The organism is Nostoc sp. (assembly GCF_036917975.1).
Classification (GTDB): domain Bacteria; phylum Cyanobacteriota; class Cyanobacteriia; order Cyanobacteriales; family Nostocaceae; genus Nostoc.
This window is the reverse complement of record NZ_JBALEJ010000022.1, coordinates 64856-89479: the sequence shown is the minus strand read 5'-3', so window position 1 is coordinate 89479 and position 24624 is coordinate 64856. Positions and strand designations below refer to the sequence as shown.

24 protein-coding genes are annotated in these 24624 nt (G+C 36.7%); 22 read left to right on the top strand and 2 right to left on the bottom strand.

The features are described from left to right. Positions 1 to 93: 93 nt before the first annotated feature. A complete protein-coding gene (locus V7K76_RS07320; RefSeq protein ID WP_334778397.1) occupies positions 94 to 1194 on the bottom strand; it encodes a Get3/ArsA fold putative tail anchor-mediating ATPase NosAFP in 1101 nt (366 codons plus the stop codon). 120 nt (positions 1195 to 1314) lie between these two features. Further along, the gene (petP, locus tag V7K76_RS07315) at positions 1315 to 1503 is read right to left on the bottom strand and encodes a cytochrome b6f subunit PetP (protein WP_334778396.1); all 189 of its coding nucleotides are present in this window, start codon (positions 1501 to 1503) and stop codon (positions 1315 to 1317) included. 253 nt (positions 1504 to 1756) lie between these two features. On the opposite strand from petP, the gene V7K76_RS07310 reads away from it, so the two are divergent. The 22 genes from V7K76_RS07310 to V7K76_RS07205 all read left to right on the top strand — a co-directional run bounded on the left by V7K76_RS07310 (position 1757) and on the right by V7K76_RS07205 (position 24555). Further along, a complete protein-coding gene (locus V7K76_RS07310; protein ID WP_334778395.1) occupies positions 1757 to 2533 on the top strand; it encodes a Uma2 family endonuclease in 777 nt (258 codons plus the stop codon). Positions 2534 to 2545: 12 nt separating this feature from the next. Next, the gene (locus V7K76_RS07305; protein WP_334778394.1) at positions 2546 to 3220 is read left to right on the top strand and encodes a Uma2 family endonuclease; all 675 of its coding nucleotides are present in this window, start codon (positions 2546 to 2548) and stop codon (positions 3218 to 3220) included. Between the two features lie 161 nt (positions 3221 to 3381). Then, a complete protein-coding gene (locus V7K76_RS07300) occupies positions 3382 to 4227 on the top strand; it encodes an ABC transporter permease (protein WP_334778393.1) in 846 nt (281 codons plus the stop codon). 50 nt (positions 4228 to 4277) lie between these two features. Continuing rightward, positions 4278 to 5660, top strand: a complete 1383-nt coding sequence (locus tag V7K76_RS07295) for an ABC transporter ATP-binding protein (protein ID WP_334778392.1) — start codon at positions 4278 to 4280, stop codon at positions 5658 to 5660. Between the two features lie 28 nt (positions 5661 to 5688). Then, a complete protein-coding gene (locus tag V7K76_RS07290; protein ID WP_334778391.1) occupies positions 5689 to 6438 on the top strand; it encodes a hypothetical protein in 750 nt (249 codons plus the stop codon). Further along, positions 6438 to 7124 carry an acetyltransferase gene (locus V7K76_RS07285; protein WP_334778390.1) on the top strand — a complete coding sequence of 229 codons (687 nt, stop codon included), beginning with the start codon at positions 6438 to 6440 and terminating at the stop codon, positions 7122 to 7124. Before V7K76_RS07290 ends, V7K76_RS07285 begins: the two co-directional genes overlap by 1 nt. A 4-nt stretch (positions 7125 to 7128) precedes the next feature. Further along, positions 7129 to 8040, top strand: a complete 912-nt coding sequence (locus tag V7K76_RS07280) for a hypothetical protein (RefSeq protein WP_334778389.1) — start codon at positions 7129 to 7131, stop codon at positions 8038 to 8040. Further along, complete coding sequence (locus V7K76_RS07275; protein ID WP_334778387.1) at positions 8018 to 9052, top strand: GNAT family N-acetyltransferase; 1035 nt, start codon at positions 8018 to 8020, stop codon at positions 9050 to 9052. Before V7K76_RS07280 ends, V7K76_RS07275 begins: the two co-directional genes overlap by 23 nt. A 7-nt stretch (positions 9053 to 9059) precedes the next feature. Then, on the top strand, positions 9060 to 9473 hold the full coding sequence (locus V7K76_RS07270; protein ID WP_334778386.1) for a sugar 3,4-ketoisomerase: 414 nt from the start codon (positions 9060 to 9062) through the stop codon (positions 9471 to 9473). Then, positions 9473 to 10573, top strand: coding sequence for a DegT/DnrJ/EryC1/StrS family aminotransferase (locus V7K76_RS07265; RefSeq protein WP_334778385.1), 1101 nt, complete (start codon positions 9473 to 9475; stop codon positions 10571 to 10573). The genes V7K76_RS07270 and V7K76_RS07265 overlap by 1 nt, the downstream gene beginning before the upstream one ends. Before the next feature lies 1 nt (position 10574). After that, positions 10575 to 11036, top strand: coding sequence for a hypothetical protein (locus V7K76_RS07260; RefSeq protein WP_334778384.1), 462 nt, complete (start codon positions 10575 to 10577; stop codon positions 11034 to 11036). 5 nt (positions 11037 to 11041) lie between these two features. Beyond that, the gene (locus tag V7K76_RS07255) at positions 11042 to 12646 is read left to right on the top strand and encodes a hypothetical protein (protein ID WP_334778383.1); all 1605 of its coding nucleotides are present in this window, start codon (positions 11042 to 11044) and stop codon (positions 12644 to 12646) included. A 211-nt stretch (positions 12647 to 12857) separates the two neighbouring features. Next, on the top strand, positions 12858 to 13808 hold the full coding sequence (locus V7K76_RS07250) for a glycosyltransferase family 2 protein (RefSeq protein WP_334778382.1): 951 nt from the start codon (positions 12858 to 12860) through the stop codon (positions 13806 to 13808). Positions 13809 to 13811: 3 nt separating this feature from the next. Then, on the top strand, positions 13812 to 15164 hold the full coding sequence (locus tag V7K76_RS07245) for a glycosyltransferase family 4 protein (RefSeq protein WP_334778381.1): 1353 nt from the start codon (positions 13812 to 13814) through the stop codon (positions 15162 to 15164). 147 nt (positions 15165 to 15311) lie between these two features. Further along, the gene (locus V7K76_RS07240; protein WP_334778380.1) at positions 15312 to 17522 is read left to right on the top strand and encodes a hypothetical protein; all 2211 of its coding nucleotides are present in this window, start codon (positions 15312 to 15314) and stop codon (positions 17520 to 17522) included. Positions 17523 to 17549: 27 nt separating this feature from the next. Further along, the gene (locus tag V7K76_RS07235) at positions 17550 to 18308 is read left to right on the top strand and encodes a class I SAM-dependent methyltransferase (protein WP_334778379.1); all 759 of its coding nucleotides are present in this window, start codon (positions 17550 to 17552) and stop codon (positions 18306 to 18308) included. Between the two features lie 3 nt (positions 18309 to 18311). Next, entirely contained in the window at positions 18312 to 19049 is a 738-nt protein-coding gene (locus V7K76_RS07230) for a class I SAM-dependent methyltransferase (protein ID WP_334778378.1), read from the top strand. A 36-nt stretch (positions 19050 to 19085) separates the two neighbouring features. Beyond that, positions 19086 to 20531, top strand: a complete 1446-nt coding sequence (locus tag V7K76_RS07225; RefSeq protein ID WP_334778377.1) for a glycosyltransferase — start codon at positions 19086 to 19088, stop codon at positions 20529 to 20531. 28 nt (positions 20532 to 20559) lie between these two features. After that, the gene (locus V7K76_RS07220) at positions 20560 to 21486 is read left to right on the top strand and encodes an NAD-dependent epimerase/dehydratase family protein (RefSeq protein ID WP_334778376.1); all 927 of its coding nucleotides are present in this window, start codon (positions 20560 to 20562) and stop codon (positions 21484 to 21486) included. 37 nt (positions 21487 to 21523) lie between these two features. Further along, on the top strand, positions 21524 to 22552 hold the full coding sequence (locus V7K76_RS07215; protein WP_334778375.1) for a glycosyltransferase family 2 protein: 1029 nt from the start codon (positions 21524 to 21526) through the stop codon (positions 22550 to 22552). After that, positions 22549 to 23466, top strand: coding sequence for a glycosyltransferase family 2 protein (locus tag V7K76_RS07210; protein ID WP_334778374.1), 918 nt, complete (start codon positions 22549 to 22551; stop codon positions 23464 to 23466). The genes V7K76_RS07215 and V7K76_RS07210 overlap by 4 nt, the downstream gene beginning before the upstream one ends. Before the next feature lie 18 nt (positions 23467 to 23484). Next, on the top strand, positions 23485 to 24555 hold the full coding sequence (locus tag V7K76_RS07205) for a glycosyltransferase family 4 protein (RefSeq protein WP_334778373.1): 1071 nt from the start codon (positions 23485 to 23487) through the stop codon (positions 24553 to 24555). Positions 24556 to 24624: the final 69 nt, after the last annotated feature.

Sequence of the window (24624 nt, the reverse complement as noted above, 5' to 3'; positions counted from 1 at the left end):
GGCATTGAGCATTGGGCATTGGTGATTAACTTTCTTCCCTATTCTCCAGTCCCCAGTCCCCAGCCCCCAGTCCCCAGTCCCCATTCCCATAACTTAAAACGAAATTATCAAATAATTATTCTGAAATTTTGCTCCAGCAACGGGTCTACCACTCAGAGCCGGTGGTAAGGGAATATTGCGTCGCTGATCTCCGGCTTCTACCGTAACTTCTGGGCCATATTGGGTAAGTTTGACCTGTTTTTTGTCAAATCCTGGCAAGAATAAGCGTACTTGACGATTGTGGGTGTCTATTTCAATTGGTTTGGGAGCCTGTAAAGCTTGGGCTTCAAAGTTGGGTAGAGCGTCTATTAGTGGTTGCCAATCACCTGTAGGTGAGTCGGGAATGACGCTCACAGGTAGGGGTATAAATTCCTCTGAGAGGTTCCCAGTTGTCTCCGTAGACACAAGCAGAACACCACCAACAGTTAAACCTATTTGTTGAGCGCTACCCCATAAATAACGAGCATTTGCTACCTCAATGGGGTCTCCTGTAGTCACTAAGAAAGCAGCGAGACGCTTAGGATCGGCTAGAGCGGCTCTCCCCTTTTCTAAGAGATTATTGACTTGGTTAGTGGGGCCTGCAAAATTATCTGCTGTCCAGTTGATATTGAAAAAACTGCTAATCAGGGGTTGAATTAAGGGTGATTCAGTAATCGTCTTCCCCAAATCGGAGTTGACAAATAATTGCCGAAATCGCCTGACATACCAACTCAGAGATTCTGGCAAACCCAACATTCGTAACGTTAAAGAGTCGCCCGTGCCATCGTAGACGATCGCATCATATTTGCCACTGGCATCATATTCGCGGATAGCATTCAATGCCAAGGCGTTGTCCATCCCCGGCAATACTACCAGTTCTTGACCAAAAACGTCTTTGAATATGGGCGTGCGGAGATATTGCGCCTCAAGCTTTTTCACTTCGTCCCAGTTGCGTTCTAGTAGTACAGATGCTTGAAACTGGACTACTTGCAAATTGGGAGCTATTTCCTGGGGATCGGCAGCAATGGGAGTCCCCAGCAGAATTTGCAATGTTGGTTCTGCTTGTGCTGCTAGGAGTACGCGCTTGCCTTGACTTGCCAATAATTTGGCGGCGGCGATCGCAATTTTGGTACGAGCGGTGCCGCCTTTGCCCAAAAATGTCAATATTAGAGCCATTAGTTGATTCCTATTTTCACCGCCGATCTTTTCAACTCCAACTTAGCACTCAACAAAGACTCTCAACCTGTGCTTTCAATTTCAGATGGCAAGAAAAACCTGAATCTGAGTTCTTTACAACTACACAGCTTTGATTTCATCTTCAAAAAACCAAGTGGAAGTATTATCGTCAAACAGCACCACTACACCGATTCCACCATCAATGACTTTGTAGCCTTGGATGATACCCACTTGTCCGAGTTTTTTCACAATTGGGGGAGAAACGCGATCGCGCAAACGATAGACTTTAACCTTTTGTCCGATTTCCATGCCTGATTACAATTCAGATAAACCTTCGTCTCAGTGTAGCGGAATCCGTGACTCTGCTCTCACAAATTCAGTAGAGATGAGGAAGATGAAGGAGAATAGTAAATGACTAATGACTTCTGAGGTTCAATGGTGGTTATAACAAGAACAATAGCGATCGCTAGCGGAAAATTCGTCTAGACGCAAAGCTGGTTGTCGTCAAAAATCGGAGAGAGTTGTTTAAGATAGCTTGAGTTCAGCAACACAGGTAGTAGTCATGTATCAACCAATTCCACCCCGTCCGCCACAAGAAACCATGCCTACGATGTATGATTTACCCAGTGAATTAGTAGGAGAATCAGGTTTGCCAGATGAATTTCACCGCATTCAGGCAGATTTGCTCAGTGAGACTTGTCAGCCTCTTGCTTATCCATCTGAGGAAATTTTGCTTGCTAGCGACTTAAATCTTTACTACGATCCCCGCCATCCTTTGTGGTATAAGCGTCCTGATTGGTACATGGTTTTAGGATTACCTAGTGCTAGCCAACAGCAAGACCTACGCTTAAGTTACGTCATTTGGCAAGAAGGAATTGATCCATTTTTAGTAGTTGAATTACTTTCACCTGGTACAGAACAAGAAGACTTAGGAAAAACACTGCGGGAAGTAAACCGACCCCCAACGAAGTGGGAAGTATATGAACAGATTTTACGGGTTCCCTACTACGTTATCTATGACCGCTATGAAAATCATTTGCGTGCCTTTAAACTTATGGGCACTCGTTATGAAGCAATCTCGTTACCAGAAAACCGCTTCTTTTTGGCAGAGTTAGAGCTAGGATTGGGTCTTTGGCAAGGTTCTTACCAGCAGACAACAGGTTTGTGGTTGCGTTGGTATAATGCAGTTGGTTGGGTGCCGACGCGAAGAGAACAAGCAGAACAGGAACGCCAACGGGCTGAACAGGAACGCCAACGGGCTGAACAGGAACGTCAACGGGCTGATAGACTAGCAGAGTATTTGCGATCGCAAGGAATTGATCCAAACAACCTACCCTAGTAAAAGGTAGCCATGACTACAAGCATAAAAATAGTCAATCCCAACATCGAATATCCTAGTTCCGACGGTGAACCATTGGCAGAATCATACCTACATCTCTACGCAATTCTCACCACCCTAGAAGTAATTAAACAATACCTAGCAGGCAGGCAAGCCACAGTTTTAGCAGACCAATTTCTCTACTATGCTCAAGGTTTTCCTAAATTAAGAGTTGCACCAGATGTAATGGTAATTTTTGATGTGCCGCCTGGGGGTCGGGATAGTTATAAAGTTTGGGAGGAAGGTCAAGTTCCCCAGGTGATATTTGAAATGACTTCCCAAGGAACTCAAAAACAAGACCAAGAGCAAAAGAAAAATCTCTATGAACAATTAGGGATTTTAGAATATTGGTTATTTGACCCCAAGGGGGAATGGATTGAAGAAAAGTTAAGGGGATATAGGTTGGAGGATGAGACTTACCAGTTAATTACCGATGGTATATCTCAACCGTTAGGATTAAGACTGGCAGTGGAGGGAGAATTATTGGGATTTTATCGTCTAGATACCGGGGAGAAATTACTCACACCGACTGAACTGGCTGAACAATTACAACAAGAACGCCAACGTGCAAACCAAGAACGCCAACGGGCTGATAAACTGGCAGAATATTTGCGATCGCTGGGAGTTGATCCAGATAACTTGAGTTAAGCAAAAAAAGAAAGCAGTATTGCCAACCTAATTTAGGTACGATTTTATAGTTAATGATGTATTCTCCAAAGAAGACAAGGTTACTCTTATGGTTATAAAGCCTTATAAAGAGAAATTGGGTGTATCAGTAGTGAACAAGGAAGCAGGATTGATTACAAACAATGCAAGGATTTGTACGTAAAGCAGCGAGACTGAGGCGCATACTGCCAGTCAATGCAAAGTGGTGGGCAAAGTTTGACTTGCTGAGAACTTTGGTTAAGCGAGATTTAGAAGCGCGATACAAGGGTTCTATTTTAGGAAACTTGTGGCCTTTGCTAAATCAGCTCTCACAATTATTAATTTACACTTATGTATTTTCGGTCGTGCTGAAGGTGAAGTTAAGTCTCAAAAGCTTACCAGAAAATAACTTCACCTTTGGGCTATGGCTGTTTGCGGGTTTACTTCCTTGGCTTGCTTTTTCAGGGGGATTAATGCAGTCTGCTAACTCAGTAGTAGCACAGAAAAATTTAGTCAAAAAGGTCGTATTTCCTTTAGAATTGCTACCACTAGTACCGATTTTATCAACCTTTATTGAAAGTTCTTTTGGTTTAATAATGTTGATTCTTTTTGTAGCAGTTAATACTCATACTTTACATCCTACCTTAGCATTATTACCCTTAGTCTGGCTAACACAGTTATTATTAACAACAGGTTTAGGCTATTTAGTTTCAGGACTAACAGTTTTTTTGCGAGATATTCCCCAGACTTTAGCAGTGGTTTTAAATATTTGGATGTATTTGACACCGATTATTTATCCGGCATCAGCAATTCCAGAGGAATGGCGAAGTGTAGTATTTTGGTTAAATCCTATGACAGCTATCGTTGAAGTTTATCGCGATTTAATTTTAGTTGGAAAGGTTGAACATTGGGGTGAATGGGGAATATCCTCAATAATTGCATTTGTGATGTTTTGTTGCGGGTTTTATGTGTATAAACGTTTGCGAACAGCATTTGCTGATGTATTGTGAAACATTTGGTACTTTAATAACTAGAAGTTTTGAGGATTAATAGTAACACTATGGGAGAAGAAATTGCAATTTCCCTCAAAAATGTCTCGAAATGCTACAAGCGATATACTCAACCAGCCGATCGGCTAAAAGAGATTTTATTACCAGAAAAAACCTATGCTCAAGAATTTTGGGCATTGCAAGATGTTTCTTTCCAAGTGATGAAGGGTGAAACTATAGGCATCATTGGGCGTAATGGTGCAGGTAAATCCACTCTTCTGCAAATGATTTGCGGTACTTTGACCCCGACCAGTGGTGTAGTTCAAGTGAATGGACGTGTTGCCGCCCTGCTGGAATTGGGCGCTGGGTTCAACCCAGAATTCACGGGGCGAGAAAACGTGTATATGAATGGGGCAATCATGGGGCTTTCCAGACAAGAGGTGGATAAGCGCTTCCATCAGATTGCTGCTTTTGCCGATATTGGAGATTTTATTGACCAGGCTGTTAAAACTTATTCCAGTGGTATGTATGTCCGGTTGGCTTTTGCCTCAGCGATTCACGTTGACCCAGATATCCTAATTGTGGATGAGGCTTTGGCTGTAGGGGATATGTTTTTTCAGGCTAAGTGCATGGCACGAATGCGGCAAATGATGGAAACAGGTGTAACAGTCCTGTTTGTCAGCCATGATACGAGTTCAGTTAAAAGTCTTTGTCAGCGATGTGCTTTCCTCGAAAAAGGAAAACTGCTGAAAATTGGTAAAGCTTCAGAGGTGGTAGATACTTATATAAGTATTGTTAACAGTGAAATGAATCAGGAGTTGAAGCAACAAGTTGAACTAATAAATGAAAATATCCCAACTATTAGTCAACATGAAAAAGTAACACAAGATAATAATTTACATGGGCAATCTACTATATCAAAAATATTTGTTTCTACTATTAAGGAAGCTAAGTTTGCTGAAGGCGCTCACCGCTACGGCGATGATAGTGCAAAAATATTGGATATTAAGCTGCTAAACAGCCAGCATCGTCCTACTGACCAACTTGATTTTAAAGAAGATTTTACTATTCAGGTTTCTATTCTCTTTAAACAAGACCTACCCTCATTTTGTATTGGGTATTCATTTAGAGATTTAAAGGGACAAATGCTGATTGCTTATGTGAGCAGCGCTAAAAGAATAGAAATACCTTCAGTCAAAGCAGGAGAAGTTTACGTTATAGAAATAAAAGGTACAAATATTTTAAATTACGGAATTTATACTATTACAATTGGCGCAGAATTACCTGTTGTAATCAATGAACAACATATTTTTCTAGATATCCTAGAAAATGCCGTTGTTTTTCGATCTAATTACGCAAAAGATCCACGCGATCGTTTTCCAAGTATGGTTTATGCAAATGTAGATTTTGATTTTTTAAAAATAACCAATCCTTTGAATTACACTCACTCATGATAAATTCATAATATTAAATTACTCAAACATGAATGATTACAATAGATTTGCTAATTTGTCATTTGATGATTTTCGGAAAATGGCAAAAGATGATTCGTTAAGCTGCTATGAAAAAATAGGTTTTCCTAACTCTTACCGACAAGGTAAAGAGCATTTTATATTTGAGGATATTATTAGCAAATTGCCCTTGTTATATACACAGAATAAAGTGGTTCTTGATATTGGGTCTGGTTGTAGTGAATTACCTCTCATGCTGATTGATTTATGTCGAAAAAATGAACATAATCTGATTCTAATTGATTCAGAGGAAATGCTATCTCATTTACCAAATGAACCATTTATTAAAAAAATTATTGGTTATTACCCTGATTGTAATGATTTATTTAATAAGTATACAGGTAAAGTGGATGTCATATTAACTTATAGTGTAATACATTATATATTTGTTGAATCAAATATATGGAATTTTTTGGATAGCTCCCTGGAATTAATGTCTGATGGTGGAGAAATGCTGGTGGGAGATATCCCTAATATCTCTAAAAGAAAGCGTTTCTTTAGTAGTAAAAATGGAATTAAATTTCACCAAAATTTTACAGGCAAAGAAGAATTACCAGAAGTATCCTTCAATAATATTGAACACCACCTGATTGACGATTCCGTAGTTTTATCTTTAGTTACTAGAGCGAGAAATCAAGGCTTTGATGCCTATGTGTTACCTCAGAGATCAGATTTACCAATGGCAAATAGGCGGGAAGATATTCTCATTAGAAAACCTTGATGCAAGCTATGAATAAAAATCGCAAGTTAGTAATTGTGGGTGATAGTGCTTTTGCTGAAGTTGCTTATGAGTATTTTACTTATGATTCAGAATACGAAGTAGTAGCATTTAGTGTAGAAAAAGATTATCTCAATAAAAGTAGTTTATTTGGAATACCTGTAGTTACCTTTGAATCACTAGAAGAAATTTATAATCCCCGTGAACATGAGATATTTGTAGCCATTGTCTATACCCAGTTAAATCGTTTAAGAACTAGGCTATGTAATCAAGCTAAAGATAAAGGATATAGACTAGCAAGCTACATCAGTAGTAAAGCTTTTGTCTGGAGAAATGTCAAATTAGGAGAGCATTGTTTTATATTTGAAAACAATGTTGTTCAGGCATTCGTGCAGTTAGGAAATAATGTTATTCTATGGAGTGGAAATCATATTGGTCATCATTCAATTATTCAAGATAATTGTTTTTTTTCATCCCATGTCGTGATTTCTGGTTTTGTTGAGGTGGAAAAAAATTGTTTTTTCGGTGTGAATTCAACTATTAGCAACAATCTCAAAATTGAGAGAGATTGCTGGATTGGGCCTAATGTGACTATAAGTAAGGATACAAAAGTAGGAGAGATTTACCGTATACCACATATAGAACCTGCAAAGCTAACCACTTATCGCTTCTTCAAACTATCGGACTAGGTTAATGATTTGGAAAAAGCTGGGATTAGTCTATGTAGCTAATGGGCAAAAGGATTGGGCTATTTCCCATGCTTATATTCCTACTTCCATGATGCTAGATGAGGAACGGATCAGAGTTTATGTAGCATTTTTAGATAGTCACAAAGTTGGGCGCATTGGATTTGTTGATCTGGAAGCAAAAAATCCACTTCAGATATTAAAAGTTTCTGATCAACCTGTGTTAAATATTGGCCAACCAGGAACCTTTGATGATAATGGTGTCACACCTATTTGCTTATTAAAATATCAAGATAATTTGTATTTATATTATGTAGGTTGGCAGTTAGGTGTAAAGGTTCGCTACTTCTTGTTGATGGGTTTAGCAATTAGCAAAGATAATGGTGAAAGTTTTCAAAGATATTCCCAAGTACCAATTTTGGAGAGAAGCGATCGCGAGCTTTTTGTACGTACAGCAGCCCATGTTCATTTTGAGAATGACCAGTGGAAAATGTGGTATATCGCTGGTAGCAAATGGATTGATGTTAATGGTAAACAAGTCCCTAGCTACAATATGCGCTACCTAGAATCTAGAAATAGAAACGACTGGGAAAAACAAGGTGTTGTCTGCCTGGATTTAGCTAATGAAGATGAGTATGGATTCGGTAGACCATTTGTACTTCAAGAAGATGGTTTATACAAAATGTGGTATTCCATACGCTCTATCAGCAAAAGCTATAGATTAGGATATGCAGAATCTCAAGATGGTAAAACCTGGCTGCGTAAAGATCAGCAGGTTGGTATTGATGTGTCTGATAGTGGTTGGGATTCACAAATGATTAGTATGGCGTGCATCCAAAAAACCAAATACGGCATTTATATGTTTTACAACGGAAATAACTACGGAGAAACAGGATTTGGAGTTGCAATCTTACAGTAATAAAAGTAAAAATCCTATAGATACAGATGAAGAGTCTGTTGAAGAAAATAATTCTCTAAAAATTATTCCCTACTCTGAAGAAAATGCTGCGATCTGGGATGAATTTTTAGCTAGGGCACCAATGGCTACATTTCTCCAAACTCGTCGTTATCTTTCCTACCATGCTGATCGATTTCAGGATGTATCCTTAATTATTAAGGATGAGAAAAATCGACTAGTCGGTTTATTTCCAGCAGCGGTAGATCCATCTAATAGTAAAAGAGTAGTTAGTCATCCGGGCATTACTTACGGCGGATTGTTGCATACAGGTAATTTGCGTGGCGCAAAGATGCTTGAGGCTTTTAAAGCACTGCGGCATTATTATGCTAATCATAGATTTGAATCACTTCGATATAAGGTAGTACCAAACATTTACCATCAAGTACCAGTTGCTGATGATTTGTATGCACTTTTTTGTATGGAAGCGGTACGCTATCGTTGCGATCTTTCCTGTGCTATTGACCTTACTAATCGACTAGAGCCAAGCCTGCGACGAAAGCGAGGACTAAAGAAAGCTCTAAAAAACGAAGTTAAAGTAGATTTTGGCTTTGAATTTGCTGGGCATCTTTGGTCAGTTATAGAAGATAATTTAGCTAATAAATATGGGGTAAAACCTGTTCACTCAGCCAAAGAAATCATTCATTTATATTCATTATTTCCAAATAATATTGAATTTGTTGTTGGCTTGTATGAAACTCAAGTACTGGGAGGTGTTGTATTATTTGTATCTCCACAAGTAGTACATGCCCAATACATCGCTTCAAGTCCCAAAGGTTATCAATTAGGTTTACTAGATGCAATCTTTCAAAAATGTATTGACAAAGCGAAGGATTTGGGCAAGCGTTATTTTAGTTTCGGTATCAGTACTGAAAATGAAGGTAAATATCTGAATACTAGTCTTTATCAATTTAAGTCAGAATTTGGTTCTAGTGGTGTAGTGCATGAGTTTTACGAAATGAATTTAGGAGGATGATGTATAAATGGGCGTTGAGAACTGTAAACTGATTACTCTTCCCAAAATTACCGATCCTCGTGGCAACCTTACTTTTATTGAAGGTGGGAGACATATTCCTTTTGAAATTCAGAGAGTTTATTACTTATACGATGTACCTGGAGGTGCAGAGCGAGCAGGTCATGCTCATAAGAAATTACAACAATTGTTTATCGCCATGTCTGGTAGCTTTGATGTTGTCTTAGATGATGGAACTCAGCAAAAAAGCTTCCACTTAAATCGTTCTTATTATGGTCTTTATGTTTGCCCTATGATATGGCGAGAACTTAATAACTTTTCTTCTGGTTCTGTATGCCTGGTTTTAGCTTCCACCATTTATGATGAAACTGATTATCACAGAGATTATCAAGGGTTTTTAACATCTGTTCGGGGTGTCAAATAATGAAAGTTCCGTTTCTCAATTTTGAGGCTTCCTATGTTGAATTAAAGGAAGAACTTGATGCAGCATATCGAAGAGTAATGGATAGTAGCTGGTATATTCTCGGTAAGGAAGTCGAAGCTTTTGAAGCAGAGTTTGCTGCTTACTGCGAAACGAAATATTGCATTAGCGTGGGTAATGGCTTAGATGCTTTGCATCTCATCTTGAGAGCAATGAACATCAGTACTGGTGATGAAGTAATTGTGCCAGCTAACACTTATATTGCTACCTGGCTGGCAATTTCCTACACTGGAGGAATACCTGTACCAGTGGAACCAGATGAGAGAACGTATAATATAAATCCTCAACTTCTTGAAGCTGCAATTACGGAACGCACAAAAGCGATTTTGGCAGTGCATCTTTATGGTCAACCAGCGGACATGGATGCTATCAATGTAATTGCAAAGCGATATAATCTCAAAGTGATTGAAGATGCTGCTCAAGCTCATGGCGCACGATTTAAGGAGCGTCGTGCAGGTAGTTTAGGGAATGCAGCAGGTTTCAGTTTTTATCCCACTAAAAACCTTGGAGCTATCGGTGATGGAGGAGCGGTAACAACTAACGATGTAGACTTAGCCGATAAAGTTCGCTTACTGCGTAACTATGGTTCCCGTATAAAGTATGAAAATGAAATTCAGGGTTACAATAGCCGACTGGATGAATTACAAGCGGCATTTTTAAGAGTGAAACTAACTAAACTAGATGAATGGAATTCTCGCCGCGCTCACATAGCGGAACAATACTTGCAAGGACTAGTCAAAACTACTAACGTAACTTTGCCTTTTGTACCTAACTGGGCTGAGTCAGTGTGGCATTTATTTGTTGTACGTCACCCCAAAAGGCACAGCCTAGAGCAAGATTTGCGCCAAGCTGGGATTGGTACACTGATTCACTATCCAATTCCTCCACATCTGTCAGGTGCTTATATCGGTAGCGGATGGCATGAAGGAAGTTTTGCGATCGCGGAACAACTAGCTAAGGAAGTCCTGAGTTTACCCTTACATCCCCATATCACAGAGGAGCAAATATCAATAATTGTAAATTATTTCAACAAGGATTTTTAAAGTGAATCTTTACTCGTCATCATTAGTTACTAATATTTTATCTCAAAAACAGCGGAACAGCGTTCAATTTACTTTGCAATTATTCTATGCAGATACATTAGATTTTCAAGAATCTCACAGCTTGTTAGTTTCAACTATTGCTGGATTTGGTGAGCCTATTGACATCAAAATTAATTTATCAAAATCACCACAATACTTACGGATAGACCCTGGCTTTTTATTTTCATTCCATAAAAATCCTAACTTTGAAATTATCCGTATTCAAGAAATAGAAGCAGTGGAAAAAATAAACTGCAATCCAGAGGATAACTCAATTAATCGTCATCAGATACATATAGATTTTAAAAATCAAGAGACTTGGATGGTATGTGGTTACGATCCTTATTTTATTTTTCAAAATCCTTTTATTGGGGATGATATTTGTATTAGATTTAGCAGTCAATTGGTTTTAGCCATTTTGTAGTAGTTATGTATAATAATTATATTTTGAATGTAGAATCTCAAATAGCTGAATATATGAGATCGGGGGATTTAGAAAATCCTTTGCATTTACTTGTTAACTTTGTCGAAAAAATTATTAGAGATAATCGAGCCACAGCTAAAGTATTTGGTTCTGCAACTTTAGATAAACTCTGCCAGCAGATCGGCGCTAAAGCTTTAGAACATCAAGAGCCATTATTGGCAATCGACTCATCCTCTAATCATGAAAACGGAAATATTATATATATTGCTACTGAACTTTATAAAACAGGTGGACATACTGCACTATTAGAAGATTTGATTAAAGCGCAACCGCATAGAAAACACATAATTTTAATTACAGATATATTTAATACAGTTAATCGTGAAATTATTTTAAGTAGGTTTGCATATCTCAATGTAAAAATCGAGTGGGCACCCCAAAGTACTTTACTAGATAAACTTTTTTGGTTGCAATCTCAGTTAATAGAGAAACAATTAAGTCAGGTATTTTTGTTTAATCACTGGCAAGATGCTGTAGCTATTGCAGCTGTACAACCTCATCTCGCCCAACAATTATTTTTTTACCATCACTGCGATCATCAACTGTGTTTAGGCTTATATTTATCTCATGCAAAACATATTGATCCACACACTTTTGGTTTTTACAACTGCCGCCATAATTTGGGTGTTGCTAATACTAGATATATCCCTTTGGTGGTTGAAGACTTAGGTACACGTTCACCTGAATTACCATTTATAGCAAATGGCAAACTGAGAACTTGCTCTTCAGGGAGTGGTAATAAGTTTGAGCAAATCTATCCTTACAGTTATATTGAAGAAGTCCCAAAAATTCTGGATGTGACACAAGGAGTGCATGTACACATTGGCGAGCTATCGCATTACAGTTTAGAAAGAATTAGGCAGGGCTTAGAAGAAAGAGGTATTACCCAAGAATCATTTATTTATATTCCTTGGGTAAAAAGTTTATGGTGGACAATAGGTGAGCAAAAAATAGATGTATACCTTAATTCTTTCCCTTTAGGTGGTGGGAGAGCATCTATTGAAGTCATGGGATCGGGTACGCCATTTATTGGTCATCAAAACTATAATTCTCGTGTACTAAGTGGGATTGATATCGTTTATCCAGAAGCTTATTTTTGGCAAAAACCTGAAGAATTGTATAGTTATTTGCAGGGATTGACTCCTGAAGTTTTGACAGAACAAGCTGCTTATTCTAGAAGACATTATGAACTTTACCACACACCAAAAGTTTTACAACAATGTTTACAAGATTGTAATTCTGAAGAAGGTCTGTTTCCACCACCACTCAGAGATTATGTGACAGATGGGCTACAAAATTTTCTTGATAACGCAAACTCAGATTTAACAAAACAATTTATCGATATATTAGATGCGATGTATCCTATTTGGGATACGGATAAACTTGAACTTGACAAAAGCAAGATATCAGATTTTCTCTATAGATTGACCATATCTGCAAATGAGCTAGAGCGATCGCATTTACAGTTGCAACAAACTCAAGCTGAATTGGCAAAAATTAAAACTATTCTTGCTATTATACATAGTAAATTTTTGCAGATCGACACATAATAGTTGAAACTGAAAAAATTTTTAGATGGAGAAGATGAGTATTGATGCGTGACTATAGTGTATGATTTAATAGCTTGCACAAAACTTAGTAGATACCAGTATTAAAAATTTGAAATAATTACTTAACTGAAATGATGGGACTTACTAAAAAATAGTGCCAGTACTTCTGATAGAACAAAAATAAGAATAATTGGAGAAGAAGATTTAAGGTATGTATCATAAATCAGCTCCTGATGTATCGATTGTCATTCCAACTAGAAATGGCGGCGAATTATTCCGAGATGTTTTAGCAAAACTTCGGCAACAAGAATATCAAGGAAATTTTGAGATATTAGTCGTTGATTCTAGTTCATCAGATAAAACTGTAGAATTTGCCAAGGAATTTGGAGCAAAAGTAGTTGTAATTCCTGCTCAAGAGTTTAATCATGGGTTAACTCGTAATTATGGTATCAGCTTGGCAACAGCGGAAATTGTAATTTTGATGACACAAGACGCATTACCAGCCAATAACAAACTCATTCATCACTTGGTAGCAAATTTTACTGATGAGGCTGTTGGCGGAGCTTATGCCAGACAGTTAGCTCGTCCAGAGGCAGATATTTTAACTAAAAGAAATCTGGAAAATTGGTTAACCGGTAGAGCAGAACCAGAAGTGCGTCAGATGACAAACCCAGATATCTACGAAAAATTACCGCCTTTGGAAAAATATCTATTTTGTAATTTCGATAACGTTTGTTCCGCTATTCGGAAAACAGCATGGGAAAAAGTGGCTTTTACAAAAAATGATTTCGGAGAAGATATTGACTGGTGTCTGCGTACCTTGAAAATGGGATGGAAAATTACTTATCAGTCTCAAGCAATTGTAATTCATTCTCACGATCGCTCGGTTATATATGAATACAAAAGAACTTATATGTGCCACAGAAAATTATATGAACTTTTCGAGTTAGAATGCGTTCCATCCCTGAAGTTTGGATACCCTTCACTCATACAACTAATTATCTCGGAATTCCTTTATGTAGTTAAGCACGAGCCAAATCTACAAAAAAAGCTAAAACTTCTATTCCGCATACCAGCACTTACTGTAGCAAGTTTTTTGGGGCAGTATCGCGGTGCCCAGGATGAAAAGTTGAAACGTGGTAAAAAAATGAGTGGAGTCTGACAAATGAAAATATTGCTAACAGTACATCAATTCTTACCTGATTATTCATCAGGAACAGAAATTCTGACGTATAAAACTGCTAAGGAATTGCTATCTCGTGGGTATGACGTGTCAGTATTTACTGGATATCCTGCTCAAGCAGAAATGGAAGAATCAGCTAGGTTTGACAGCTACATTTATGAAGATATAAAAATCATTAGGTTTCACAATTCTAATATTTCACTTGGTGGGCAAAATATAGTTGAAGCTGAGTATAATAACCTGTTTCTTGCCAATTACTTTCGGCAATACTTGATTGATTGGAAGCCGGATATTGTACATTTTTTTCATTTAGGTAGGCTCTCAGCATCTGCAATAGATGTTTGTGCCGAACTTCAAATTCCCACAGTCATGACAACCACAGATTTTTGGTTAATTTGTCCTACTAATCAGTTGCGACTAGCTGATAATAGCTTATGCGCTGGGCCTAATTTTAGTGCCGTTAATTGTTTGAGGCATCTCGTTGAATCATCCCAGACACCTGAGATTAAGAAGAAAGTCAAAACTTTACCAGACTGGTTAATAGTACTTATAATCTTGGGTTTTAAAACTAATATATTGTCTGCAAACTGGTATTACGGTTACTATGTGCTTGCATTAACCAACCGCCCGAAATTCATGCAAAATCGCATGAACAAAATTGATAGAGTATTAGTCCCAACTCGTTTAATGCAAAATATATTAAAAAACAATGGGTTAAACCCTAAACGTATTTCATTTGTTCCTTATGGATTAGATACAAAGAATATTCAACGGGAAACTAAGAAAGGACATTTAAATCAACTACGTGTTGGTTTTATTGGTACATTATATGAACACAAAGGAGTGCATTTACTCCTAGAAGCTATTTGTAAATACTTACCAGATGCTGCAATTGAACTGAAAATCTATGGAAATTTACATGATTTTCCTGAATATGTTAATCAACTTCATGAAATAGCAAAAGATGATCCAAGAATTTCTTTCTGCGGTACTTTCCCTAATCACGAGATTAGCAAAGTTTTTTCCGATTTAGATGTTCTAATTGTGCCATCTATTTGGTATGAAAATACGCCGTTAGTTATATACTCGGCTCAAGCTGCGGGTTGTCCTGTAATTGGTAGTGATGTAGGAGGCATTTCTGAAATTATCCAACATCAAATTGATGGTCTTTTATTTGAGAGAGGGAATGCATCTGAATTGGCGAAATCAATTCGTATTTTATATGAAGATAGAACTTTGTTGAATAAGTTAGCTCAAAGATTGTCACCTCCTAAATCTATAGAGCAGTATGTAGATGATTTAGAAAGTACTTATAGTGACTTAAAGAACTTATAAGGGGAAAAATTACTTGCTGCTATCTTCGTATCGGGTTGTTCGGATATCTATCAGTATTTTGAATTCCACCGACGGTATAGAATGCATAGTGGACTTAGCTACAAAGAAAACTCAAATTACATAAGACCCGTTTATCCTTCTTTAACCATGTATTTAAAAATTAAAAAAGAAGATTTACCTTTACAAATCTTAATTATAGCTTTAGCAACGCTAGGAATTTTACTATTTCACCGTATTTCCTTAACAGAGCAAACCCCTATCTGGGACTCATTTACTTATGCACAGAAGGCTAAAAACTTTTGGGATACAGTTCAAAAATTCCAATTTCTTGAACCTCAGACTTGGGTTTCTCCTCTAAATATTGAACCGACAACAAGACCTCCTGGAACAATTCTAATGTCCTATCCATTTGGTTTCTCGGATAAGCCAAATAAATTTTTCTTCCGCTCAATTTTTTTACCAATTATTTTATTTGTAGCAGCAATATGGATAATTGCCAAACCTTATTGTGTAACTTTAAAAGACCAATGGTTATTAGTTGCTTTATGTTTGGCATTTGCTACACTTCCCTTATTTTATCATTTTGAACCCAGTATAAACAGCAGATTTGCTTCGCCTACATACTGGGGACTCGTAGATAACTTTATTGCCTCTGTAGCTTCCCTAGCAACTGCCTTAGTTATACGTGGTGTTCAAGAAGCCTCTATACGTTTAACATTTTCTGGAATCATTACCAGTACATTCTGTTTATTTATCAAGCCATCAGGTGGTTTGGTTATGGTTGCCATTTTATTGGTTTGGTCAATACATGGAATTGTCCGATATAGATTGCAACACAATATTAATATTCGTAAGTATTTAACTTTCAGTATAGTTATATTTATTTTAGTCTATGGAATTGGCTTATTTTTCGCTTTAACGTCTAATTATTTCTCTATTGGAAACATGGTATATGGCAAAACTGCCGTGAGGATATTAAAGCAAGAATCGGTTTTCAATAAAGATTCTTTGCAAATTTTAATTGCCAAAATACATATGTCTTTGGGCTGGCATTGGTTAATATTCATTTTTTTGACTGGGCTATTTAGCTTTTTGAATGTGAGCAATCAGGCTAATATCAATTCTGCCAAAATATTGTCGGTCGATTTAATCAGTGCGTTGGGTGTTTTTTTAATCGGCTTATGGTTTTGGATTGTAGCAACTGATTATTCACAGATTCGTTATTTTTTCCCATTTGCTCTAATTTGTATTATCTTATTATTCCCAAGAATAAGACACTCGTGTAGTAAATTTGCTGATAGGTATTTAAAGGTTATCACGACTATACTAGTGTTTCCAATGTTACTTTTGTCTTTTCTTTTGCTTACTCATAATCCATCAATTCATTTCCAGCATATTTTGGGTGTAAACCTGACATCTGGTTCTTTTACAAATGAGATAAAGCAAGCTAAATCAGTGATAGAAGATGCTAATAAAAGGAAGCGTGATTTAACCATCTACTCTTTAGGCACAGGTTATATCACTGGTGTGTTTGGAGGTGTTGGTTTATACGAAAAACTATTGCACCCCAATCTAAATTCTTTTGATTTTCAATATCCGCTAAATTGGATTACTGAATCTACTTTTAGATTCTCTGAGATACTTTCTAACGATTATTTACTGATAGACAAACCAATTAAAAACGAACTTAAGGCAATTAATATCTTTAAAAATATAGAAGTGTCAGACTTCGCTTCTGAAACTAATCTTTTTCATGCTTGGTTAAGCACTATGAATTATGATGATGCTGGTTTAGCAGTTGAATCTGAGACATCGTTGAGGTTGTTAAAAATTATTGACAAAGTAAAACTTGAAAATGCTCTGAATCAATTAAGAAGCAGATATAAATGGAGAAAGGTTTTCCTTGATGCTAACCCAGTCAAATGGATAGATGTTGAAACAGCGAAGGCGCTAATAGCTAAAAGCTATCCTGTCTTTCGAGATATTCGTTTTGGTAAGCAGTTCACTCTGTTGGGGGTTTTCACTAACCATACAGAAGATGGCTTAACAATTGAACTTGTTTGGCAAAGCCTAAAGGATCAGCCTCTGAAATATTTGAATTTTGTTCATATTCTTGACGCGTCAAAAAATATCATAGCTCAGGCAGACTATGAGCAAGATAGTGCCAAGCGGGTGGTCAATAAAGGTACACTATGGCATGACATAGTGAAAATTAAAACTAGTAAACTTAATGGTGCAAAAGCTATTGGTTTGGGCATCTATTTACCACCGTCTACATTATTAGTTACTGATCATGGCCCAAGTGATTGGAACAAAAACCGTTTACTGCTTAACCTCGATATGAATCAAAGCCAATAGCTAGACTAAATATAGAACAAATTAACTATGTCTAAGTTTTTTACAAGAGATCAAGACGATTATTTTGCTCAGTCTTGCAAGCAACGGTTTAGATGGCAAACTGAAAACCCATTTATTTCCAAGGCAGAACGAGAACTGTTGAACTATCTGCCCATTGTACCGGGTTCTAAAGTTTTAGAACTGGGATGCGGCACTGGTAGTAATTTATTTAACCTGAAAGCTATTGGTAAAACTTTTGCCTTTACTGGTATTGATATTAATTATGAGGAAATTAAACTAGCTAAAAAAAATTTTCTTGATGCTCATTTTATGGTAGATGATGCAACTCATGTTCAGCTTCCTGATGAATCTTTTGATTTGGTTTTTTGTCGAGATGTAATTCATCATATTAATCCATCTGAGCAAGTTAAACTGATTCGGGAGATGAATAGGCTCACCAAGGTAGGGGGACAGGTTGTTGTTATTGAATCAAACGGTCTAAATTTTGTCGTTTGTGTTTTTGGCAAGTTGGTTAAAGCTGAAAAATATGTGATAAAGTCCACTCCCAAGCGCATTGCCAGGTTAATTAAACAAATAGACAATTTAGAAACTTCTGACCTTGCACCTAAATTTGTCGAACCTTGGAACTTCTTTCGGTTTATACTACATCATAATTTCGGTTTACCAAAGCTGGCTGAGAATCAGCTAATTTGTGGTTTCCTCACACAGATGATTAGTTTGTTTAGTAAAATAACCCCCCCTCATAGGTGGGCTTATATGGTTTTCACAATGGTTAGGAAAGACTAAATTATGAGCGTGAATAGTCGGAGCGATCGCGAAAGAGAACATTTTAATGCTTTAGCGACAGATTTGGGCAGTGTTTGGTGGGGATCAATTACGAAAGCGGGACAGCTTCGTCTAGACGAACGAGCCAACCTAGCTATCCGGTACAGTGGTTTAAGCCCTGGTAAACTTGTACTTGAGCCTGGTGCTGGTAATGCTGAGTTTACAAAACGTTTGGCTACCTCTGGTGCTACCATCGTTGGGGTTGAGATTTCGCCTAATCAAGTGGCGATCGCTAACCAACGCTTAGTTGACTTTCCCAAGGCTAAAGTCGTAGTGGGGGATATTAACAAGCTCGACTTTCCTGATGGGACATTTGATGCGATTATAGGAAATGCTGTTCTCCATCATTTTGATTTAATAACTGCACTCCCAGAAATACTGCGAGTGCTGAAGCCTGGAGGGTCTTTCTTTTTTACCGAACCCAATATGCTCAATCCTCAAATTGCCATAGAGAAAAATATTAAATTCATTGGGCGTGCCTTGCAAAATTCGCCTGATGAAACAGCGTTTTTTCGAGGGCAAATTTATTCTATTCTCAAACGCAATGGTTTTAGTCAAATATGGGTCAAACCTTTTGATTTTCTACATCCGGGTATTCCTGACAGTTGGATTCCATTCTTTCAAAAATTTAGTCATTTTCTCGGAAATATTCCAGTGATTAAAGAAATTGGAGGCTCTCTCCAAATTTATGCTCAACGCTAATCCGAATCAATCAAAAAAATTAACAATTGACTATCAATGAACTTTTTATCTTCAATTTCTCACAAAAGTTTAGTCAAAAAATCATTTCAAAAAAGCAATTACAATCTTGAATATTGGCACAGAAAAAATCGTTACTACTATGATAATATCGAGTCTCTATATCGATTTTTAGTCCCAGAAGGACAACGAGTTTTAGAGATTGGTGCAGGTACGGGTTCATTGTTAAACGCAGTTAAACCCAATTATGGGGTAGGTATTGAGATTGCCCCTGAAGTGTGTCAGTCTGCCCAAGAGATGTTTCCTCATCTATACTTCAAAACAGCTGATATAGAGGAAATAGAAATAGAGGAAACTTTTGACTATGTAATCTTGTCAGATACTATTAGCTATTTTGAGGATATTCAAAAAGCTTTTAACCAAATTCGCTCAGTTTGTACGGATTCAACACGCTTAATTATTAGCTTTCATAACCCTGTGTGGAATCCTATTCTCCAACTTGCCCTTTTTCTAAAGCAAAAAATGCCAACTGTTCCTCTTAACTGGTTAAGTTATGAGGATACAAGTAACTTATTAGAATTATCCGGTTTTGAGGTAATTCAGCATGGTTCTAAGGTACTTTTACCTAAAAATTTTCCGATAATAGCACCATTTTTGAATCGTTTTATTAGTCCCTCGCCTGGATTTAACCAACTCGGTTTAGTGAACTTTATTGTGGCTCGATTAAGTCCTTATGAGTCCAGAATTAAATATCAAAATCAACTCAAAACTTGTTCTGTCATCATTCCAGCACGTAATGAAGCAGGAAATATAGAAAGCTGTGTTACTCGCCTTCCTCAAATGGGTGAACATACAGAAATTATCTTTATTGAAGGTCACTCTCAGGATAATACTTGGGATGAAATTCAAAAAGTACAAGCTAAGTATGGCGAAAAAATTGATATTAAAATCCTTCAACAAACAAAAAGAGGAAAAGGGAATGCTGTTAGAGAAGGATTTGCGATCGCTACTGGGGATATCTTAATAATTCTAGATTCTGATCTGACTGTACGGCCAGAAGACCTACCACATTTTTTTGAAGCCCTAGCCTCAAATCGATGCGAATTTGCTAATGGGTGTCGTTTGATCTATCCTTGTTCCAAGGAGGCTATGCCATTATTAAATCTTTCGGCAAATCGGTTTTTTGCGTTTTTACTTTCTTATCTGATTGATAACCGGATCAAGGATTCCTTATGCGGAACAAAAGCTATATCTAAAATTAACTATCAAAAAATTGCTGACAATCGCAAATATTTTGGCGATTTCGATCCTTTCGGAGACTTTGACTTATTGTTTGGAGCATCTAAACTGAATCTCCATATTTCTGATATTCCTGTCCGTTATTACCCTAGAACTTATGGACAATCTAATATTAAACACTTTCAAGAAGGTTTATTGCTGTTAAAAATGTGTTTATACGCAGCCAAAAAAATTAAGTTTTATTGAACCACATAGTAAACTTTTAAATTAATTTATGCGTACTCTAATTATTGGAGGAAATGGTTTTATTGGTTCACATCTGACTAACTTATTAGTTGCAAAAAACCAGTCAGTACGAGTTTATAATCATTCACTTAACCCTTATCTAAAACCTTTGGATGAAGTGGAGTATATTTATGGTGATTTCGGGGATCAAGATTTGTTAAAAATAGCTTTGAAAAATGTTGATATTGTTTACCAATTGGTTAGTTACACTATTCCTAGTACATCAAATGATAATCCAATTGGAGATGTCAATTTAAATGTAATTAATACACTCAAATTTTTAGAAAATTGTGTTCACTCCTCCGTACAAAAAATTATCTTCCCTTCCTCTGGCGGTACAGTATATGGATTACCGCAACAGCTTCCTATTTTAGAAACACATCCTACTGAGCCGATTTGCTCTTATGGGATTACTAAAATAACTATTGAAAAATATCTCTATTTATATAACTATTTATATGGTCTTGACTATAGTATTCTACGTATTGCTAACCCCTATGGCCCCAGGCAAAATCCTACAGGTAAGCTTGGTGCAGTAACTGTATTTCTTAATCGCATACTTCAGCGTCTCCCAATTCAAATTTGGGGAAATGGAGAAATAGTTAGAGATTATTTATATATCTTAGATGTTGTTCAAGCTCTTTATTATGTTCAAAATCCTAATTTAACTGAAAGATTATTTAACATTGGTAGCGGACAAGGAATATCTCTCAATGAGTTACTTGAAAAAATTCGTCAGGTGATTCAAGACGATTTTAAAGTCGAGTATATACAGGGAAGAAAAGTTGATATTCCTACAAATGTTCTTGATATTACAAAGGCGAAAAATATTCTTCAATGGCAACCTACTGTTCAGATAGAAACTGGTATTCAAGAAACTTGGCAGTGGCTAAAAAATTTACAAGTATATTATTAGATTTATATGCAAAGTAAAATTCATAAATTAGATTAAAATGCAAAAAGAAGAAAAAATTGGTATTGTTTTAGCAACCTATAATCCTCAGCCTGAATATTTGCAGAAACAGATAAAGTCAATTCAGAATCAGACTTGGCAAAACTGGGTTTGTTATATTGTTGATGACTGCTCTGAGCCTGAATATCAAACTGCAATCCAAGAACTTGTTAGGAATGATTCACGATTTATTTGTTGTTTTCACAACCATAATATTAAACATTATTATAATTTTGAACGAGGCTTGCAATATTGTGATAATGACTTTACAATAACAGCAGTTAGTTTCGCCGATCAAGATGATATTTGGCAAGCGGAAAAACTAGAAGTACTGATAGCAAAACTTCGCTCAGAAAAGGCACTTTTAGTTCATTCTGATCTAGAACTTATCAACAGTCACGACCAAATTATCCATCCTTCGACTTGGAATTTTGAAGGAAGAAACCCTGAGAAAGCTACAGTGGAGTTGTTGCTACTTCGCAATGTCGTGACGGGATGCTCGTTGTTATTTTGTACATCTCTATTTCCCTATATTTTACCTTTTCCGCAACAAAATGATATTGGTTGGCATCATGATTGGTGGGTCGCATTGGTTGCAATTCAAAAAGGTAAAATTGTACATATTCGGCAACCTTTAGTCGGATATAGGCTGCATACTTCTAATGTAGTGGGAGCAATGCAAAATGCTGGTAATTTTTACCCTGAACTGATGTTGTGGTTCAGGAAAAAATATCGAATTAGAGGTAAAAGCTATTTTATTCATAGTAGCTTGAGTAAAGCATTTCAGACTAGATTTTACCAACAATTAGATTCAAGCTGGTATAATCCCTTTGACGATCAGCGATTAGATTTTGGTTTATCTATTCTTAAGCTTTGTTACCAAAGTATAAAAACAGGATATCGTTCTGAAGGCATAGCACTACGAATTTTGATTTTTAAAATTTTATTTGATATTCGACGAGTTCAAAATTATCTCCTCAAGGCGTTGTCCATATTTAAAGCGCCTAAAAGCAATATCCAAAACAAATGAACCAGCAGCAACCTATTTCTGTGTCGATTATTCTAGTTAACTATAATGGAGCAGAAATTTTAGCAGATTGCTTAAATTCCATAGAAAAATTTATTGATATACCTAACTATGAAATTATCGTTGTAGATAATGCCTCTAGTGATGGTAGTGTTGAATTAATTGCAGAACAATTTCCCGAAGTTAGTCTAATTAAACAAGCTAAAAATAGCGGCTTTGGAACTGGGAATAATGCAGGTGCAAAACTTGCTAGTGGAGAATTCTTACTTTTATTAAATACTGATACCGTACTTAATAGTAATATTCTACCACATTTAATTGAGTTGATGGAAGCAGACCAACAAGTAGGAATTATTGGGCCGAAATTACTGAATTCTGATGGTAGTTTACAAATTTCTGTTTCGCCAGCATTAGGAATTAAAGGTGAATATAAAGCTCTTCAGATGCATCGAGATTATCAAAATATCACTAAGAAAAGTTTGATTGAGCAAAAATTCCAGCAAATTCAAGAAGTAGATATTGTTGTCGGGGCGGCTTTTTTTATACGCTCAAGTTTATTTCATAAGTTAAGTGGATTTGATGAAAACTTTTTCATGTATTTTGAAGAATCAGATTTATGTCAAAGAGCGCAGTGTCAAGGATATAAAATTATCTACACGCCTTATGTCTCTTTGATTCATTTGAAAGGATATTCCATTCAAAAGGCTGCCAATATAATGAGTATAGAATATAGACGTAGCCAGATTTATTATTATCAAAAGCATCGTCCTTGGTGGGAACAAACTTTATTACGTATATATCTTTTTTATAAATTCTTTGGCGAATTTGTAACTACAAATAATCGTAACAGTCTAAAAATTCTGATTTTGTTATTTACCTTAAAAAAATCTTCTGTCAAAGCATCTTTATCTAATTAATAATACTATCGTTTTATTATGCCTATTCTAGCAAATTTATCCTTTGCTCCTACTCAACCTACAGGTTGGTTAAGTTATAGTCTTAATTTACTAAAAGAGCTAAAAAACTTAGATATTGACGTATTAAGTCCAATTGAAATTCCTGGTATTAAATGTCATCAGTCGCCGCCAGCTATAACAACAGATTTTGGTATTAAAGGGCATTTAAAGCGTCTGTTATGGACGCAATTTAAATTGCCAAATCTGTATCGGCAGATGAAGTCTACATTACTCTTTTCTCCTATCCCAGAGGCTCCTCTATTTTCTTACTGTTCTTATGTCGTTACTGTTCATGATTTAATTCCTTTAAGATTTCCACAATGGTTTTCTGTAACGCAGCGGCTTTATTGCAGCTATTATATTCGTGCTGTAATAAGACAATCAAAGCACGTTATTTGTGATTCAATGGCAACTGCTGAAGATTTAAGGAAATTTTTGGAAGTTAGTGAAGACAAAATAACTGTGATTCCACTAGCATACAACAGCGAAAAGTTTCATTTTTTGGATTTACCAACGCAAAATTATTTCCTTTATTTAGGACGGCATAATCCCCACAAAAATCTTGAACGCTTAATTACGGCCTTTGCCACACTACCTAACTGCAAAGATTACGAACTTTGGTTAGCAGGGCCAAGCGATCGCCGTTATACCCCAGTTTTAAAAGCGCAAGTTGAGAAACTAGGTATAACTCATCAGGTGAAGTTCTTAGACTACATTCCTTACAGCGAATTACCAAAAATCATCAATCAAGCGATCGCACTAGTTTTCCCCAGTCTCTGGGAAGGTTTTGGTTTACCTGTTCTGGAAGCAATGGCTTGTGGTACTCCCGTCATTACCTCCAATCTCTCTTCCCTACCAGAAGTTGCTGGCGATGCGGCGATTCTGATCAATCCCTACAACAAAGCAGAAATTACAGAGGCGATGCAGGCGATCGCAACTGATTCAGAATTGCGATCGTGCCTTTCTAGCCAAGGTATCACTCACTCTCAACAATTCAGTTGGGAAAAAACAGGAAAAGCAACTGCCGAAGTTTTATCCCGTTACTTATAAAAGATACACTAACACCAGAATTGGATACCAAGATTTGGGATTTTGTCCAAGTTTCAGATTATCTTGACT